This is a genomic window from Pseudomonas hormoni, from assembly GCF_018502625.1.
Lineage (GTDB): Bacteria > Pseudomonadota > Gammaproteobacteria > Pseudomonadales > Pseudomonadaceae > Aquipseudomonas > Aquipseudomonas hormoni.
In genome coordinates this window covers 5,139,862-5,156,063 of the sequence record NZ_CP075566.1, presented here as the reverse complement: position 1 = coordinate 5,156,063, position 16,202 = coordinate 5,139,862, and the positions used below count along the sequence as shown (strand labels likewise).

Sequence of the window (16,202 nt, the reverse complement as noted above, 5' to 3'; positions counted from 1 at the left end):
ATGCCCGCTGTTGATCCTTTGTAGGACGAGTTCTCCCATGGAAATCTCAGGAAGTACCGCTTTTTATGCCGGTCTGAGCACTATTCAGACAGGGCAGAACCGTGTCGATCAGGCTTCCGGGCAGATCGCCAACAATACAATCGAGCGCTCGGTGACCAGTCAGTCTTCCGAGGTTCAGGTCGATCGCCTGCGTTCGGTCGATCGCAGTCAGCAGTCGGACCTGGCCAGCAACATGGTCGAGATGGCGCAGGGCAAGTTTCAGGTCGCGGCGGGCGTAGCAGTCGCCAAGGCTTCCGATGAAATGCTCGGCACGTTGATCGATACCTTCGCCTGATCCTCCGCTGAATCAGTACTTCCAACGCCGCGATTTCTCGCGGCGTTTTTGTGCGTAAGTCCTTCTCTCCAAACTAAACTTTGTTATACGGCGTGTTGCCTGGGCAACGGCGCAGTGTTGCCGTGCGTCCGGGATTTGCGTCGAGCCATGACGAACGGCAAAAGATCGACGCTTGACAAGATTTGGGCGTAAACGTATGTTTCAAACAACTGTTTGACCGTTACAACAAATCACCACGGTCGTTCATTCCCGGTTACATCAGCAGAGGTTTATCGCTATGCCTGACTACAAGGCCCCCTTGCGTGATATTCGCTTCGTTCGTGACGAACTGCTCGGCTACGAAGCGCACTATCAGAGCCTTCCGGCTTGTGCAGACGCAACTCCGGACATGGTTGACGCCATTCTCGAAGAAGGCGCCAAGTTTTGTGAGCAGGTGCTGGCTCCGCTGAACCGCGTGGGTGACACCGAAGGCTGCACCTGGAGCGAGTCCGGCGTTAAAACCCCGACTGGCTTCAAAGAAGCCTACAAACAATTCGTCGAAGGCGGCTGGCCGAGCCTGGCCCACGACGTAGAGCACGGCGGCCAAGGCCTGCCAGAGTCTCTGGGTCTGGCTGTCAGCGAAATGGTCGGCGAAGCCAACTGGTCGTGGGGCATGTACCCAGGCCTGTCGCATGGCGCGATGAACACCATCTCCGAGCACGGCACGCCTGAGCAGCAAGAGGCTTACCTGACCAAGCTGGTGTCCGGCGAATGGACCGGCACCATGTGCCTGACCGAACCGCACTGCGGCACTGACCTGGGCATGTTGCGCACCAAGGCCGAACCTCAGGCCGACGGTTCCTATAAAGTCTCCGGCACCAAGATCTTCATCTCGGCCGGTGAACACGACATGGCCGACAACATCGTCCACATCGTGCTGGCCCGCCTGCCGGATGCACCGGCTGGCACCAAAGGCATCTCGCTGTTCATCGTTCCGAAGTTCCTGCCGAACGAAGACGGTTCGATCGGTGCACGTAACGCCGTGTCCTGTGGTTCCCTGGAACACAAAATGGGCATCCATGGTAACGCCACCTGCGTGATGAACTTCGACGCGGCCACCGGTTTCCTGATCGGCCCTGCGAACAAAGGCCTGAACTGCATGTTCACCTTCATGAACACCGCACGTCTGGGCACCGCGCTGCAAGGTCTGGCCCACGCCGAGATCGGCTTCCAGGGCGGCCTGAAATACGCTCGTGATCGTCTGCAAATGCGCTCCCTGACTGGCCCGAAAGCGCCGGAAAAAGCCGCTGACCCGATCATCGTGCACCCTGATGTACGTCGCATGCTGTTGACCATGAAGGCGTTCGCCGAAGGCAACCGCGCGATGGTTTACTTCACCGCCAAGCAAGTCGACATCGTCAAGTACGGCGTGGACGAAGAAGAGAAGAAGAAAGCCGACGCGCTGCTGGCATTCATGACGCCAATCGCCAAAGCCTTCATGACTGAAGTCGGTTTCGAATCCGCCAACCACGGCGTGCAAATCTACGGTGGCCACGGCTTCATCGCCGAGTGGGGCATGGAGCAGAACGTTCGCGACAGCCGCATTTCGATGCTGTACGAAGGCACCACCGGTATCCAGGCGCTCGACCTGCTGGGCCGTAAAGTGCTGATGACCCAAGGCGAGGCCCTGAAAGGCTTCACCAAGATCGTCCACAAGTTCTGCCAGACCAACGAAGGCAACGAAGCCGTTCAGGAATTCGTCGCACCGCTGGCTGCACTGAACAAAGAGTGGGGCGAGCTGACCATGAAGGTCGGTATGGCGGCCATGAAAGATCGCGAAGAAGTTGGCGCGGCCTCCGTGGACTACCTGATGTACTCCGGTTACGCCTGCCTGGCCTACTTCTGGGCTGACATGGCACGTCTGGCGGCCGAGAAACTGGCGGCCGGCACCACCGAAACGGCGTTCTACACCGCCAAGCTGCAGACAGCGCGCTTCTACTTCCAGCGCATCCTGCCGCGTACCCGCACTCACGTTGCAACCATGCTGTCGGGTGCCAACAACCTGATGGACATGAAAGAAGAAGACTTCGCACTGGGCTACTAAGTCCCGAGCGGTCGCTTCAGAAAGCCGCTGTTTCCTTTGGGAGCAGCGGCTTTTTTGTGCGCGATTTACGCGCGTAAATATTCCTGACTAAAACGCTAAGAAGAACGACTTTGCTGCCGTTAAAGAGGATGGCTATGTGACATGCCGCTCGATGAGCAGGCACAATGCCATCTCAGTTTGCCGGGTCGGAGCTTTTACCCTTGCCGCGTTCTTCCGCTGTACGTTTCAGTCATTTCCTACCGTCACTTCTGCTTTTGATTGCGGGGCTGGCGGCTGCCTACGTCAAGGATCTGAACGTCTTCTTCACGTCGCTGTTCAACGTGTTGCCCACCCTCGTTTTGTTGCTCGGTGGCGCTTACTGCGCGGTTTACCGACGTCAGCGCGAGCTGTTTCTGATGGTCACGGTGTACATCGCTTACTACCTGCTCGACACCCAGACCGACTATTACCGCGACAACGGTAAGGTGCGCGAAGACGCCGCTGTGGTTTTTCACCTGTGCTGTTTGCTGCTTCCGCTGCTGTTTGGTGTGTTCGCGGCGTGGCAGGAACGCACCCATTTGTTCCAGGACATGGTCGCGCGCTTCGCGGTGTTGCTGGCCGTCGGCAGTGTGGCGTTGGGGCTGGAGCAAAGTTACCCACAGGCGTTGCTGATGTGGCTGTCGGAAATCCGCTGGCCCGCCCTGCATGGTGCGTGGATGAGCCTGATTCAGCTGTCTTACCCGGTATTCATCGCCTCGTTCCTGCTGCTGAGCTGGCAATACTGGCGCAATCCCAGACCGTTGCACGCCGCACAACTGGTGGGTTTGCTCGGGTTGTTCTGGGCGTTACCGAAAACCTTCATCCTGCCGTTTACCCTTAACATCATGTGCAGTCAGGTGATGTTGATGATCGCCGCGGCGGTTGCCCATGAAGCCTATCAAATGGCTTTCCGTGATGAGCTTACCGGTCTGCCGGGGCGCCGTGCCTTGAACGAACGCATGCAGCGCCTGGGGCGCAATTACGTATTGGCCATGAGCGACGTCGACCACTTCAAGAAATTCAACGACACCCACGGTCACGACGTCGGCGATCAGGTGCTGCGCCTGGTTGCCAGCAAGTTGTCGAAAATCGGCGGTGGCGGTAGGGCGTATCGCTATGGCGGTGAGGAATTTGCACTGGTGTTTGCGGGCAAGACGCTCGAGGAGTGCATGCCCCACCTGGAAGTGATCCGTGAATCCATTGCGACCTACAATATTCAACTGCGTAACCAGGACAATCGTCCTCAGGACGATCAGCAGGGTCGTCAGCGTCGTTCCGGTTCCGCGGCTTCGAGTGTGTCGGTCACCGTCAGCATCGGCGTCGCCGAACGCGTGGATCAACGTAACCCTGAAAAAGTGCTCAAGTCTGCCGATGAGGCGCTCTACGCTGCCAAAGGTGCCGGGCGAAACTGTGTGGTGGCTTACGGTCAGAACCGTCGTGGTGCGGTGCGCGAGGCGGCTGCGGGTTGAGTGATGATGGCGCATTCAGCGTCTGGACTGTGATTGTGAGGCGTGGTCGGCGGCAGTAGGTTTAAGGAATCTGCTGCCGGAGAAATGACCATGCCCGAGTACAAAGCTCCCCTGCGCGACATGCGCTTTCTGATCGACCACGTCTTCGATTTTCACCGCAACTACGCGGCGCTGGGTGCCACCGAGGCCAGCCCGGACATGGTCAATGCGATCCTCGAAGAAGGTGCGAAATTCTGCGAGAACGTGCTGGCACCGCTCAATCGCAGCGGCGACGAAGAAGGCTGCCATTTCGACAATGGCGTGGTGACAACGCCTGCAGGCTTCAAGCAAGCCTTTGCACAATACGTGGAAGGTGGCTGGCATGGTCTGGCGGCTGATCCCGCTTACGGCGGTCAAGGCTTACCGATTTCTCTGGGGCTGGTCATCAGCGAGATGGTCGCGTCCAGCAACACTTCCTGGGGCATGTACCCCGGTCTGACCCACGGTGCTATGTCGGCCATTCATGCCCATGGCACCGACGAACAGAAAAACACCTACCTGAGCAAACTCACCGCGGGTCAGTGGACCGGCACCATGTGCCTGACCGAAGCTCATTGCGGCACTGATCTGGGCATCATCAAGACCCGCGCCGTGCCTGCGGCGGACGGCAGTTACGCGATCTCCGGCAGCAAGATCTTCATCTCCGCCGGCGAACACGACATGAGCGACAACATCATTCACCTCGTGCTGGCGAAACTGCCTGATGCGCCTGCAGGAACCCGGGGCATTTCGCTGTTTATCGTTCCCAAATTCCTGCCGGATGCCGACGGTGGAGCGGGCGAGCGCAACGGCGTTTCCTGCGGCTCGATCGAGCACAAGATGGGCATCAAGGCTTCGGCCACCTGCGTGCTGAACTTCGACGAGGCCAGGGGCTTCCTGATCGGTGAACCGAACAAGGGCCTGAACTGCATGTTCACCATGATGAACCATGCGCGCCTCGGCACGGGGATGCAGGGTTTGTGTCTGGGCGAAGCGAGCTTCCAGGGCGCAATCAAGTACGCCAACGACCGTTTGCAGATGCGCTCGCTGACCGGCCCGAAAGCGCCGGAAAAAGTCGCCGACCCGATCATCGTTCACCCCGATGTGCGCCGGATGTTGCTGACCATGAAAGCCTTCAACGAAGGCAATCGCGCGTTGACGTACTTCACCGCGCAATTGCTGGACGTTGCGCACCTGAGCCCGGATGAAACCACGCGGCAGGACGCCGAAGACCTGTTGGCCTTCCTGACGCCGATCTGCAAAGCCTTCATGACCGACACCGGGCTGGAAGTGACCAACCTCGGCATGCAAGTGTTTGGCGGTCACGGGTTCATTCGTGAATGGGGCATGGAGCAACTGGTTCGCGATTGCCGGATTGCACCGATCTACGAAGGCACCAACGGCATTCAGGCGCTGGATTTGCTGGGGCGCAAAGTGCTCGGCAGTCAGGGCAAACTGCTGCGGGGCTTTACCAAAATCGTTCACAAGTTTTGCGCGGCGAACGCCGGGCATCCGCAACTCGCCAGTTATGTGGCGCAACTCAATGGGTTGAATCAGCAGTGGGGCGAGTTGACCACCCAGGTCGGCATGGCCGCAATGAAGAATCCGGACGAAGTGGGCGCCGCGTCGGTGGACTACCTGATGTACAGCGGTTACATCATCCTTGGCTATTTGTGGCTGCGCATGGCACTGGTGGCTCAGTCACAACTGGATGCGGGCAGCGGCGATGCCGATTACTGCCGGGGCAAACTGGCGACCAGCGAGTTTTACTTCAAGCGCTTGCTGCCGCGCACTGCCGCTCATCGCGCGGCCATCGAAGCGGGCAGCGAATGCCTGATGAAGTTGCCGGCGGAGTTGTTTGCGCTGTAACGGTTACGTTTGCAAAGCTTCGCGGGCAAGCCTTGCTCCTACAGGTCATGCGCTAAATTTAAAATGGCGCAAACCCTGTAGGAGCGAGGCTTGCCCGCGAATGCGTTTTCGCAGGCATAAAATTCAATGACTAAAAATTACAAAACGGTCATGGCCTGACCCTATGTGTCTCAAAAGTTGTTGGGTTACACTCGGACCCAACGAAAACTTTCTTCCTACGAATCACCTGTAAAGATCCTGCGAGGTTTGCCATGGCTGACTACAAAGCGCCCCTGCGCGATATGCGCTTCGTCCTCAATGAAGTATTCGAGGTCGCCAAGCTCTGGGCCGAGTTGCCTGCACTGGCCGAGACCGTCGATGCGGAAACCGTTGAAGCCATTCTTGAAGAAGCCGGCAAGGTCACCAGCAAAAGCATCGCGCCCCTGAACCGTGCGGCAGACGAAGAAGGTTGCCATTGGGCGGACGGTGTTGTCACCACGCCGGCAGGTTTCACACAGGCTTATCAGACTTATGCCGAAGGCGGATGGGTCGGCGTCGGTGGCGATCCGACCTACGGCGGCATGGGCATGCCCAAGGCGGTTTCGGCTCAGGTCGAAGAAATGGTCAACTCCGCGAGCCTGTCGTTCGGTCTGTACCCGATGCTGACCGCCGGCGCCTGTCTGTCGATCAACGCCCACGCCAGCGAAGAACTGAAAGCGGCGTACCTGCCGAACATGTATGCCGGCGTCTGGGCCGGTTCGATGTGCCTGACCGAGCCGCACGCCGGCACAGACCTGGGGATCATCCGCACCAAGGCCGAACCTCAGGCCGACGGTTCCTATAAAGTCAGCGGCACCAAGATTTTCATCACCGGCGGCGAACACGACCTGACCGAGAACATCATCCACCTGGTGCTGGCGAAACTGCCGGACGCGCCAGCGGGGCCGAAAGGCATTTCGCTGTTCCTGGTGCCGAAGTTCATGGTCAATGCCGATGGCAGCCTGGGCGCGCGCAACCCGGCGACCTGCGGTTCGATCGAACACAAGATGGGCATTCAGGCGTCCGCGACCTGCGTGATGAACTTCGACGAAGCCGTGGGCTATCTGATCGGCGAGCCGAACAAAGGTCTGGCGGCGATGTTCACCATGATGAACTACGAACGTCTGGGCGTCGGCATCCAGGGCCTGGCCTCTGGCGAGCGCTCTTACCAGAACGCCATCGAATACGCCCGCGACCGTCTGCAAAGCCGTTCGCCGACCGGCGCGCAGAACAAAGATAAAGTGGCTGACCCGATCATCGTCCACCCGGACGTGCGTCGCATGCTGCTGACGATGAAAGCCTCGAACGAAGGCGGCCGTGCGTTCTCGACGTACGTGGCCATGCAACTGGACACCGCCAAGTTCAGCGAAGACGCGACCACCCGCAAACGCGCGGAAGACCTGGTGGCGCTGCTGACCCCGGTGGCCAAGGCGTTCCTGACTGACCTCGGTCTGGAAACCACCATTCACGGCCAGCAGGTTTTCGGCGGTCACGGTTACATCCGTGAGTGGGGCCAGGAGCAACTGGTTCGCGACGTGCGCATCACCCAGATTTACGAAGGCACCAACGGCATTCAGGCGCTGGACCTTGTAGGACGCAAGATCGTCGGCAGCGGCGGGGCGTTCTACAACCTGTTCGCCGACGAGATTCGTCACTTCACCGCGACTGCCAGCGCTGACCTGGCCGAGTTCACCAAGCCGTTGAACGATGCCGTGACCACCCTCGACGAATTGACCGCATGGTTGCTGGATCGGGCAAAAAACAACCCGAGCGAAATCGGCGCGGCCTCGGTCGAGTACCTGCAAACCTTCGGTTATGTGGCCTACGCCTACATGTGGGCACTGATGGCCAAGGCGGCCTTGGGCAAAGAAGCGCAGGACGATTTCTACGCGAGCAAACTGGGCACCGCTCGGTTCTATTTCGCACGCCTGCTGCCGCGTATTCACTCGTTGAGCGCGTCGGTGAAGGCCGGTAGCGAGTCGCTGTTCCTGCTGGACGCAGCGCAGTTCTGACACTGTAACGTCATGTAAGCATTCTCTTACATGACGTGCTGCTCTTCTCCCATAGATGCAGATTGGATCCACAGCTAATCTACTTCTCATGGACGTCGCGCAGGAAGCGCAAAGCAACAACACGGACACGTAGGATTCTGCCAGGACGGCGGAGTGAAATGGATGTCAGGGAAACAGTCTGCAAAGCCCCGCTTCGGCGGGGTTTTCTTTTGCCCGCAGAAAAGTGGTCAACTCAGCCCATCCAGGGTTGCCGAGCGCTCATCCGGTGCGTTCATCACTTCTTCCAGCAAGGTTCGCAATAAGGCCAGCGAGGCTTGTTGCCGCTGCACATCCCGACACACCAGCCCGACTTTCAGCGGCACCCGTGGTTCGGTCAATGGTTTCCAGAGCAGTTCACGGTTGCCGAGCGCTTTCTGCGAGCGGCCCGGAAGCACGGTCGCCAGCCGGGTGTGGGGCAGACTGTCGAGAATGCCCGCCATATTGTTCAGTTCCGCCTGCACCTGCGGGCGTCGCCCCAGGTTGGCCAGTTGCGTCTGCCAGATCTGCCGCACCTGAAACTCTTCACCCAGCAGCAACATCGGCAACTCGGCAGCCTGACTCATGGAGACTTTTTTGAATTCGCGCAACGGGTGATCCGCCGGGATGACGAGCGTCAGTTCATCTTCGTACAGCATTACGCCGTGCAACCCCGGCTGTCGGGGCGGCAGGTAACTGATGCCGATGTCCAGAGCGCCGTTGAGCAGCCGCCGCTCGATCTCCAACCCGGTCAGTTCATAGATCTGTACCACCAGGTGCGGTTGCGCCTTGCGCACACGTTCGAGCATTTGCGGTACGAGACTGGTGTGAACGGTTTGCAACACGCCAATGGCCAGCGTGCGAAGCGCTTGTCCCTTGAAATTGCCCAACGCTTCACGTGCCCGTTGCAAACCATCCAGCAACGGCAGGGCGTGGTTGTACAACGTGTGGGCGGCCAGGGTAGGCAGCAGGCGTTTGCTGCTGCGCTCGAACAGGCTCACATCGAGGTTTTGTTCGAGGTGGCGGATTTGTTGGGACAGTGCCGGCTGAGAGATCGAAAGTCGCTCGGCGGCCCGGCCGACATGGCCCTCTTCGTAGACCGCGACGAAATAACGCAGTTGTTTGAAATCCATAAGATTTGCTTATCGAAAATGCTGGGAAATCGAAATGGCTCGAGGCCTGGTCTGGGCCTAGTCTAACCGCATTCACAAGGCTTACAGGGCCATAGAGCGCGATGAATATCGTTTACGCCGAGGTTGTTTACATAGGTAAGGCAAAAAACCTTAAACGAGGTTTTTTCGGATGAACTTGTTCAATTTACGGCGTAGCACTCCCAGCCTTGATGACTTGGCCGCGGACAATTTCCTGCCGTCCAGAAGTGACAATCTTTCCAGCGAGTGTCTGATGCCCAGTGTCGAGCGGCCTAAACAGATTTTTGTGCGCGGCCAAGGCTCTTGGCTGTGGGACAGCGACGACCGTGCCTATCTGGATTTTTCCCAGGGGGGCGGGGCCAATAGCCTCGGACATAGCCCTTCTGTTCTGGTCAATGCGATTACGGCGCAGGCTCAATCGCTGATCAACCCCGGTTTCGGCCTGCATAACCGCGGCATGCTCAACCTCGCCGAGCGGCTCTGCGTCAGCACCGGCAGTGATCAGGCGTACCTGCTCAACAGTGGCAGCGAAGCCTGTGAAGCGGCGATCAAACTGGCGCGCAAGTGGGGTCAGCTACATCGCGGCGGTGCTTCGCGGATCATTGTGGCCAAGAAGGGTTGTCATGGTCGTAGCCTCGGGACGATTCCCGCGTCGGACAGTTCCACTCTTACCAACCGCTTCGAGCCTCAGCTCCCCGGTTTCAGCCACGTGCCATTCAACGATCTTGCAGCCTTGCATGCAGCGGTTGATGCCCGGACCGTGGCAATCATGCTCGAACCGATCCAGAACGAAGCCGGGGTCATTCCCGCCACCGAGCTTTACCTCAAGGGTGTCGAACGCCTGTGTCGTGAGCTCGGCATTCTGTTGATCTTCGACGAAGTGCAGACCGGTGTCGGTCGCCTCGGGACATTGCTCGCGGAACAATCCTACGGCGTGCGGGCAGATATCGTTGTCCTCGGCAAAGGGCTGGGCGGTGGCGTGCCTCTAGCGGCGTTGCTGGCGCGGGGCAAGGCATGCTGTTTCGATATCGGCGAACTGATGGGCACCCATCATGGCAATGCACTGATGACCGCTGCCGGCCTTGCGGTACTCGATAGCGTGCAGGACAAGGGATTTCTCGAGCATGTCCGGGAAACCGGCCAGCACCTGCGTGAAGGCCTTGCCCGTCTGACTCATCGCTATGGACACGGTGAAGTACGCGGGCAGGGGCTGCTCTGGGGTCTTACCCTGTCCGAGGATTCGGCTGACGCCGTCGTTAAAGCGGCGATGTACGAAGGGCTGCTGCTCGACGCCCCGCAAGCCGATTGCCTGCGTTTCACCCCGGCGCTCACCGTCAGCAAGGCCAACATCGACGAAATGCTCTTGCGCCTGGCCCGTGCCTTTTCCCGCGTACGCACCGCACAACTGCAATGCCGGAAAGGGATCGCCGTGTAATCAGAACCGCCCTACGCGAATTCCCGAACCGTCTCGCGGTATAACGCATCGCCCCACGTTTGATTCTTTTAACGTGGGGCGTTTTTTTGTCCACGAATTCATTTGGATACCGCATCCTGCGAAGAACCGCACTGAACCCTGACGAACAGCGCGGGTCGATTGGTTGTGTAGCTCACACGAGCCCACTTCACATCAGGAGCTGACCCATGGACTTCATTCGTATCATCATCGCCATTCTGTTGCCGCCACTGGGTGTGTTTCTGCAAGTCGGTTTCGCCGGCGCGTTCTGGCTGAATATTCTGCTGACGCTGTGCGGTTACATCCCCGGGATTGTGCATGCGGTGTACATCATCGCCAAGCGCTGATATTCGCGGCGCCAGGTAGATTGCTTTCGCGGGCAAGCCTCGCTCCTACAGCACAGCGTCATAACTGTAGGAGCGAGGCTTGCCCGCGAAGGGGCGCCACGGTATCAGTCCGCGAGCGCCATCACCCGCCGATAAAACAACCACTCCTGCTCCAGCGCATGGGCCTGATTGCCGGCCTTGCGAAAGCCGTGACGTTCATCCGCGTAGTAATGCGCTTCAACCAAAATGCTGTTTTTCTGCAGCGCTTCGACCATGTCGCGGGTTTGCTGCGGCACGACCACGGCGTCGAGTTCACCCTGAAAGAAAATCACCGGCACGCTGATGTTGCTCGCATGCAGCAGGGGTGTTCGTGCGGCGTAGCGCTCGGCGTCTTTGACAGGATCGCCGATCAGCCAATCCAGATAATCGCCTTCGAACTTGTGTGTCGCCCGACCCAAGGCAACGGGATCGCTGACGCCGTAAAGGCTGGCGCCCGCGCGGAAGACCTTCTTGAACGCCAACGCGCACAGCGTGGTGTATCCGCCGGCGCTGCCACCGCGAATAAACGCCTTGTCGCCATCGATCAACCCACGCTCGGCGAGATGGGTGACCACCGCGCAGGCATCTTCCACATCCACGTCTCCCCAGCTCAAATGCAACGCCTGGCGATAGGCCCGGCCATAACCGCTGCTGCCACGATAGTTGAGGTCGGCCACGGCGAAACCGCGTTGCGCCCAGTACTGGATGCGCGGATCGAGCATCGGGTAGCACGCCGATGTCGGGCCACCGTGGATGAACACCACCAGCGGCGGCTTCGTGTCGCCCGTCATCGCCGGATAGAAGAAACCGTGAGCCTCACCTGCACCGCTCAGGTAGCGCAGGGTTTGCGGGACGCTGATTTGTCCGGCGGGCAACGGTGCCATTCCCCCGGCCAACACCTTGACCTGCCGGGTTGTGCGGTCGATGGCGATCACGGCGGACGAACTGACTGGCGAAGCAGCGATGCAGTAGATGAATTGGTCATCCAGTGCGAGATGTCGGAAACGGCTGTAGTCCCCGGTGAAATCTTCAGGGGTTTCACCGCAAAGTCCCAGTCGGCCGAATCCACCTTCGGTCCAACTGGCCAAATAGCTGTTTTCACTCAAGGGCAGCCAAGTGCAACCACCCAACTGCCAGGGGGCTGGCCCATGATCAGCCGCAGCGCTGGGCAACGGGCGCAAAGCATCGGAAGACTCGACCCACGGCTGCCAGTAGCCGCCACGATCCGTCAGACAATACAGACGACCACTGTCATCGAATCGCGGCTGCTGCAGCGACTCCTGAACGTCATCGCCCGCCACACAACGGGCTTGAGCGAAACGGCTCTCGTCCTGGCGGTCGGCAACCATCAGGCGAGTCGCGGTCCATGGCTGGTCCGGGCGGCTCCATTCGATCCAGGCCAACCGTTGAGCGTCGGGGCTCAACGTCGGTGCGGCATAAAAGTCGGCCCCTTCGGCCAGCAGATGGCGGGCGCCATCCGCCAGATCGATGGCCACCAGACGATGCCGGTCTCGATGTTCTTCAACCGCCAGCACCTGCCCGTGCGCAAACTGCAAGTCGCCATAGCGGCACTCGCCGGATGTCAGTACCTCGGGCGTTTCGTCTTTCAGCGATTGGCGATACAGCTGCTGATCTGCCTCGTTGACGAAAACCACCCCGTCATCTGTCAGGCAAAACGCTCCACCGCCATATTCGTACACCCGACTGCGAACACTGAAACCCGCTGGCGTCAGGCAGTGTGCCTGGCCGTCCCGCCAATGCCAGATGCGGCAAGCGGCGTCCTCGGGGCGGTATTCATTCCAGAACAGGCCCTGCTGGCCAACCTGCAATTCGGCAAAGTCGATGCCGGCCGCAACGGCTTTGGCGGCGCTGAAAGGTTCAGCTTTTGGCGATGAGTCGTGAGTTTCGTTCATTGCGAAAGGCCAGTTGTTCGATGGTCTGGGTCGCGTGCTCGGCTTCTTCGCGGGCCTTGAGAATCACGCCGTGATGTTCCGATTTGCTGCACACCGGGTCGGCATTGCTCGCGTCACCCGTGAGCATGAACGCCTGGCAGCGGCAGCCGCCGAAATCCTTTTCTTTCTCGTCGCAGGAGTGGCACGGCTCGGGCATCCAGTCGTAACCGCGAAAGCGGTTGAAGCCGAACGAGTCGTACCAGATGTGCTGCATGCTGTGGTCGCGCACGTTGGGAAACTGTACCGGCAACTGTCGGGCGCCATGACAGGGCAGGGCGGTTCCGTCCGGAGTCACTGTCAGAAAAATACTGCCCCAGCCATTCATGCAGGCCTTCGGGCGTTCTTCGTAGTAGTCCGGCGTGACGAAAATCAGCTTGCACGGATGTCCTTCAGCTTCCAGTTTTGCGCGGTATTCGTTGGTGATGCGTTCGGCGCGGACCAGCTGTTCCCTGGTCGGCAGCAGACCGACCCGATTGAGCTGCGCCCAGCCGTAAAACTGGCAAGTGGCGAGCTCGACGAAGTCCGCCTCAAGGGCGATGCACAGCTCGATGATCCGGTCGATCTTGTCGATGTTGTGCCGGTGGGTGACGAAATTCAGCACCATCGGATAGCCATGAGCCTTTACCGCGCGAGCCATTTCCAGCTTCTGCGCAAAGGCCTTTTTCGAGCCGGCCAGCAAGTTGTTCACTTGCTCGTCGCTGGCCTGGAAGCTGATCTGGATGTGGTCCAGGCCGGCCTTCTTGAAGTCGCTGATTTTCTGCTCGGTCAGGCCAATGCCGGAGGTGATCAGGTTGGTGTAGAAACCCAACTTGCGCGCCTCGGCAATCAGTTCGGCGAGGTCCTGGCGCACCAGCGGTTCACCGCCGGAAAAACCCAATTGTGCCGCGCCCATTTCCCGCGCTTCGCGGAACACCTTGATCCACTGTTCGGTGCTCAGCTCTTTACCCTGCTCGGCGAAGTCCAGCGGATTGGAGCAGTAGGGGCATTGCAGCGGACATCGATAGGTCAGCTCGGCCAGCAGCCACAGCGGCAGGCCGATTTCCGGTTTGGGCGGTAACTTGTCTGACAGGGAATCAGGCAAGTTCGATCCAGTGCTGAACACGGGCGACCTCCATGAATTGCTCGATGTCATCACCGAGCTCCGGCACGCCGGGGAACTGCGCGTCCAGTTCGGCGATGATCGCCGCGACATCACGATCACCGTCGATCAAACCACCGATCAGCGCGGCGCTTTCATTGAGTTTGATCATGCCTTCCGGGTAGAGCAGCACATGGCCTTTCTGCGCCGGTTCGTACTGAAAGCGGTAGCCGGGACGCCAGGTCGGGGTCTTGCTGCGATCGAAACTCATAAGGTGATTCCTTTATGCCAGACCCGTTGTTCAGTCACGCTGTGATACGGCGGGCGTTTCAGTTCGTAGGCCATGCTCATGGCATCGAGCATGCTCCAAAGAATGTCCAGTTTGAACTGGAGAATTTCCAGCATGCGCTCCTGGCCTTCTCGCGTCGTGTAGTGCTGCAACGTGATCGCCAGACCGTGTTCCACATCGCGTCGCGCCTGGCCCAGACGGGTGCGGAAATACTCGTAGCCAGCCGGGTCGATCCACGGGTAATGCTGCGGCCAGCTGTCGAGGCGCGACTGGTGGATCTGCGGCGCGAACAGCTCGGTCAGCGAGCTGCTGGCGGCTTCCTGCCAACTGGTACGGCGGGCGAAGTTGACGTAGGCGTCCACGGCGAAACGTACGCCGGGCAGCACCAGTTCCTGGGAGCGCAGCTGGTCCGGGTCGAGGCCGACGGCCTGACCCAGACGCAGCCAGGCTTCGATGCCGCCGTCTTCACCGGGGGCGCCGTCATGGTCCAGCAGGCGTTGAATCCACTCGCGGCGGATCTCGCGGTCCGGGCAATTGGCCAGGATGGCGGCGTCCTTCAGGGGAATGTTCACCTGGTAGTAAAACCGGTTGGCAACCCAACCCTGGATCTGCTCGCGGGTCGCCCGGCCTTCATACATCGCCACGTGGTACGGGTGATGGATGTGGTAGAAGGCGCCTTTGGCGCGCAGGGCGGCTTCGAATTCGGTGGGGGACATTGCGGTGTCAGTCATTTTCGGTTCTCCGGGTGCAACCGGTGGATTTTGTGGTGTCTGGACCGGCCTCATCGCCAGCAGGCTGACTCCCACAGTTGATCGCATTCACCTGTGGGAGCCAGCCTGGCGATAGACCGCGCTGCGGTCTCGATGCCCTACAACACAATACTCATGCCGTCATACGCCACTTCAACATCACGCCGAACCAGCTCGGCACGCTCCGGCGAATCCTCATCGAGGATCGGGTTGGTGTTGTTGATGTGGATAAGCACCTTGCGCTGCTTGGGCAGTTTCTCCAGCACTTCCAGCATGCCGCCGGAGCCGTTTTGCGCCAGGTGACCCATTTCCCGGCCGGTGCGGGTGCCGACGCCACGGCGCTGCATTTCGTCGTCGTCCCACATCGTACCGTCCACCAGCAGGCAATCGCTGCCGGCCATGATTTCCAGCAGCGGCGCGTCGACCTTGCCCAAGCCCGGCGCGTAGAACAATTTGCCGCCGGTGTTCAGGTCTTCGACGATCAGTCCGATATTGTCGCCCGGATGCGGGTCGAAACGGTGCGGCGAGTACGGCGGCGCCGCGCTGCGCAGTGGCAACGGGGTGAAGCGCAGGCTAGGGCACGCCGGGATGGTGAAGCTCTGGTCGAGTTCGATACGGTTCCAGTTCAGGCCGCCGTTCCAGTGGGTCAGCATGGTGAACAACGGGAAACCGGTGCTCAGGTCTTCATGGACCATGTCGGTGCACCAGACATTGTGCGGGCAACCTTCGCGCAGGCTGAGCAGGCCGGTGGTGTGGTCGATCTGGCTGTCCATCAGGATGATCGCGCTGATGCCGGTATCGCGCAGGGCCCGGCCCGGTTGCATCGGGGCAAAACTCTGGAGTTGGGCACGGATGTCCGGAGATGCGTTGCAGAGCACCCAGTTCATGCCGTCATCGGAAATCGCGATGGATGACTGGGTCCGCGCCTTGGCATTCAGGCTCCCGTCGCGAAAACCTGCGCAGTTCACGCAGTTGCAGTTCCACTGGGGGAAACCGCCGCCGGCGGCGGAACCTAGAATCTGGACAAACATGGGTGCTCCATCATTTCAACGCTGAAAATAAAAACGCCTCGGCAAACCGAGGCGCTGAACGGCAAGACAAACTTAGCGGCTTGCGAAGTACATGGTGACTTCAAAGCCGATACGCAGGTCGGTGTAAGCAGGTTTGGACCAGGACATGGGAGCGCTCCTTCAGGTGATGGGACAGTTGAGATCTATACATATAGTCCACCTCCAGCCGGAGATGTTCAGATAGTTAGGTGGCTATGTTACTCAAAATTACAGAGCGAAAGGCCTGCATTCTCGGAAAAAGCTAATTGCACCAGCGGTA

Annotated in this window: 14 protein-coding genes; 7 read left to right on the top strand and 7 right to left on the bottom strand. The window is 59.5% G+C overall.

All coding sequences use genetic code 11. From position 1 onward, the window contains the following. Window positions 1-37 precede the first annotated feature (37 nt). From KJF94_RS24040 to KJF94_RS24020, 5 genes are all read left to right on the top strand, one after another. A complete protein-coding gene (locus KJF94_RS24040; RefSeq protein ID WP_214379277.1) occupies window positions 38-334 on the top strand; it encodes a pyrroloquinoline quinone biosynthesis protein PqqE in 297 nt (98 codons plus the stop codon). A gap of 277 nt (window positions 335-611) precedes the next feature. Further along, the gene (locus tag KJF94_RS24035; RefSeq protein WP_214379275.1) at window positions 612-2,417 is read left to right on the top strand and encodes a phenylacyl-CoA dehydrogenase; all 1,806 of its coding nucleotides are present in this window, start codon (window positions 612-614) and stop codon (window positions 2,415-2,417) included. A 200-nt stretch (window positions 2,418-2,617) separates the two neighbouring features. Further along, window positions 2,618-3,904 carry a GGDEF domain-containing protein gene (locus KJF94_RS24030; RefSeq protein WP_214379273.1) on the top strand — a complete coding sequence of 429 codons (1,287 nt, stop codon included), beginning with the start codon at window positions 2,618-2,620 and terminating at the stop codon, window positions 3,902-3,904. A gap of 90 nt (window positions 3,905-3,994) precedes the next feature. Then, the gene (locus tag KJF94_RS24025) at window positions 3,995-5,791 is read left to right on the top strand and encodes an acyl-CoA dehydrogenase C-terminal domain-containing protein (RefSeq protein WP_214379271.1); all 1,797 of its coding nucleotides are present in this window, start codon (window positions 3,995-3,997) and stop codon (window positions 5,789-5,791) included. Between the two features lie 251 nt (window positions 5,792-6,042). Then, entirely contained in the window at window positions 6,043-7,821 is a 1,779-nt protein-coding gene (locus KJF94_RS24020; protein ID WP_214379269.1) for an acyl-CoA dehydrogenase C-terminal domain-containing protein, read from the top strand. 227 nt (window positions 7,822-8,048) lie between these two features. Here KJF94_RS24020 and KJF94_RS24015 read toward each other — a convergent pair whose 3' ends face one another. Continuing rightward, the gene (locus KJF94_RS24015) at window positions 8,049-8,969 is read right to left on the bottom strand and encodes a LysR family transcriptional regulator (RefSeq protein WP_214379267.1); all 921 of its coding nucleotides are present in this window, start codon (window positions 8,967-8,969) and stop codon (window positions 8,049-8,051) included. A 169-nt stretch (window positions 8,970-9,138) separates the two neighbouring features. Between KJF94_RS24015 and KJF94_RS24010 the strand changes: the two genes are divergently transcribed. Together KJF94_RS24010 and KJF94_RS24005 are read left to right on the top strand one after the other, a co-directional pair. After that, window positions 9,139-10,422 carry an aspartate aminotransferase family protein gene (locus KJF94_RS24010; protein ID WP_214379265.1) on the top strand — a complete coding sequence of 428 codons (1,284 nt, stop codon included), beginning with the start codon at window positions 9,139-9,141 and terminating at the stop codon, window positions 10,420-10,422. 206 nt (window positions 10,423-10,628) lie between these two features. Then, window positions 10,629-10,787 carry a YqaE/Pmp3 family membrane protein gene (locus KJF94_RS24005; RefSeq protein ID WP_007904205.1) on the top strand — a complete coding sequence of 53 codons (159 nt, stop codon included), beginning with the start codon at window positions 10,629-10,631 and terminating at the stop codon, window positions 10,785-10,787. Window positions 10,788-10,891: 104 nt separating this feature from the next. Here the strand turns inward: KJF94_RS24005 and KJF94_RS24000 are convergent, their stop codons facing one another. From KJF94_RS24000 to pqqA, 6 genes are all read right to left on the bottom strand, one after another. Beyond that, a complete protein-coding gene (locus KJF94_RS24000; RefSeq protein WP_214379263.1) occupies window positions 10,892-12,718 on the bottom strand; it encodes a S9 family peptidase in 1,827 nt (608 codons plus the stop codon). After that, complete coding sequence (pqqE, locus tag KJF94_RS23995; protein ID WP_250548192.1) at window positions 12,684-13,859, bottom strand: pyrroloquinoline quinone biosynthesis protein PqqE; 1,176 nt, start codon at window positions 13,857-13,859, stop codon at window positions 12,684-12,686. Before pqqE ends, KJF94_RS24000 begins: the two co-directional genes overlap by 35 nt. After that, complete coding sequence (gene pqqD / locus KJF94_RS23990; RefSeq protein WP_214379261.1) at window positions 13,831-14,106, bottom strand: pyrroloquinoline quinone biosynthesis peptide chaperone PqqD; 276 nt, start codon at window positions 14,104-14,106, stop codon at window positions 13,831-13,833. Before pqqD ends, pqqE begins: the two co-directional genes overlap by 29 nt. Continuing rightward, window positions 14,103-14,855 carry a pyrroloquinoline-quinone synthase PqqC gene (gene pqqC, locus KJF94_RS23985; RefSeq protein WP_214379259.1) on the bottom strand — a complete coding sequence of 251 codons (753 nt, stop codon included), beginning with the start codon at window positions 14,853-14,855 and terminating at the stop codon, window positions 14,103-14,105. Before pqqC ends, pqqD begins: the two co-directional genes overlap by 4 nt. A 137-nt stretch (window positions 14,856-14,992) precedes the next feature. Further along, entirely contained in the window at window positions 14,993-15,904 is a 912-nt protein-coding gene (pqqB, locus tag KJF94_RS23980) for a pyrroloquinoline quinone biosynthesis protein PqqB (RefSeq protein ID WP_214379257.1), read from the bottom strand. 72 nt (window positions 15,905-15,976) lie between these two features. Then, the gene (pqqA, locus tag KJF94_RS23975) at window positions 15,977-16,051 is read right to left on the bottom strand and encodes a pyrroloquinoline quinone precursor peptide PqqA (RefSeq protein WP_009045898.1); all 75 of its coding nucleotides are present in this window, start codon (window positions 16,049-16,051) and stop codon (window positions 15,977-15,979) included. Window positions 16,052-16,202: the final 151 nt, after the last annotated feature.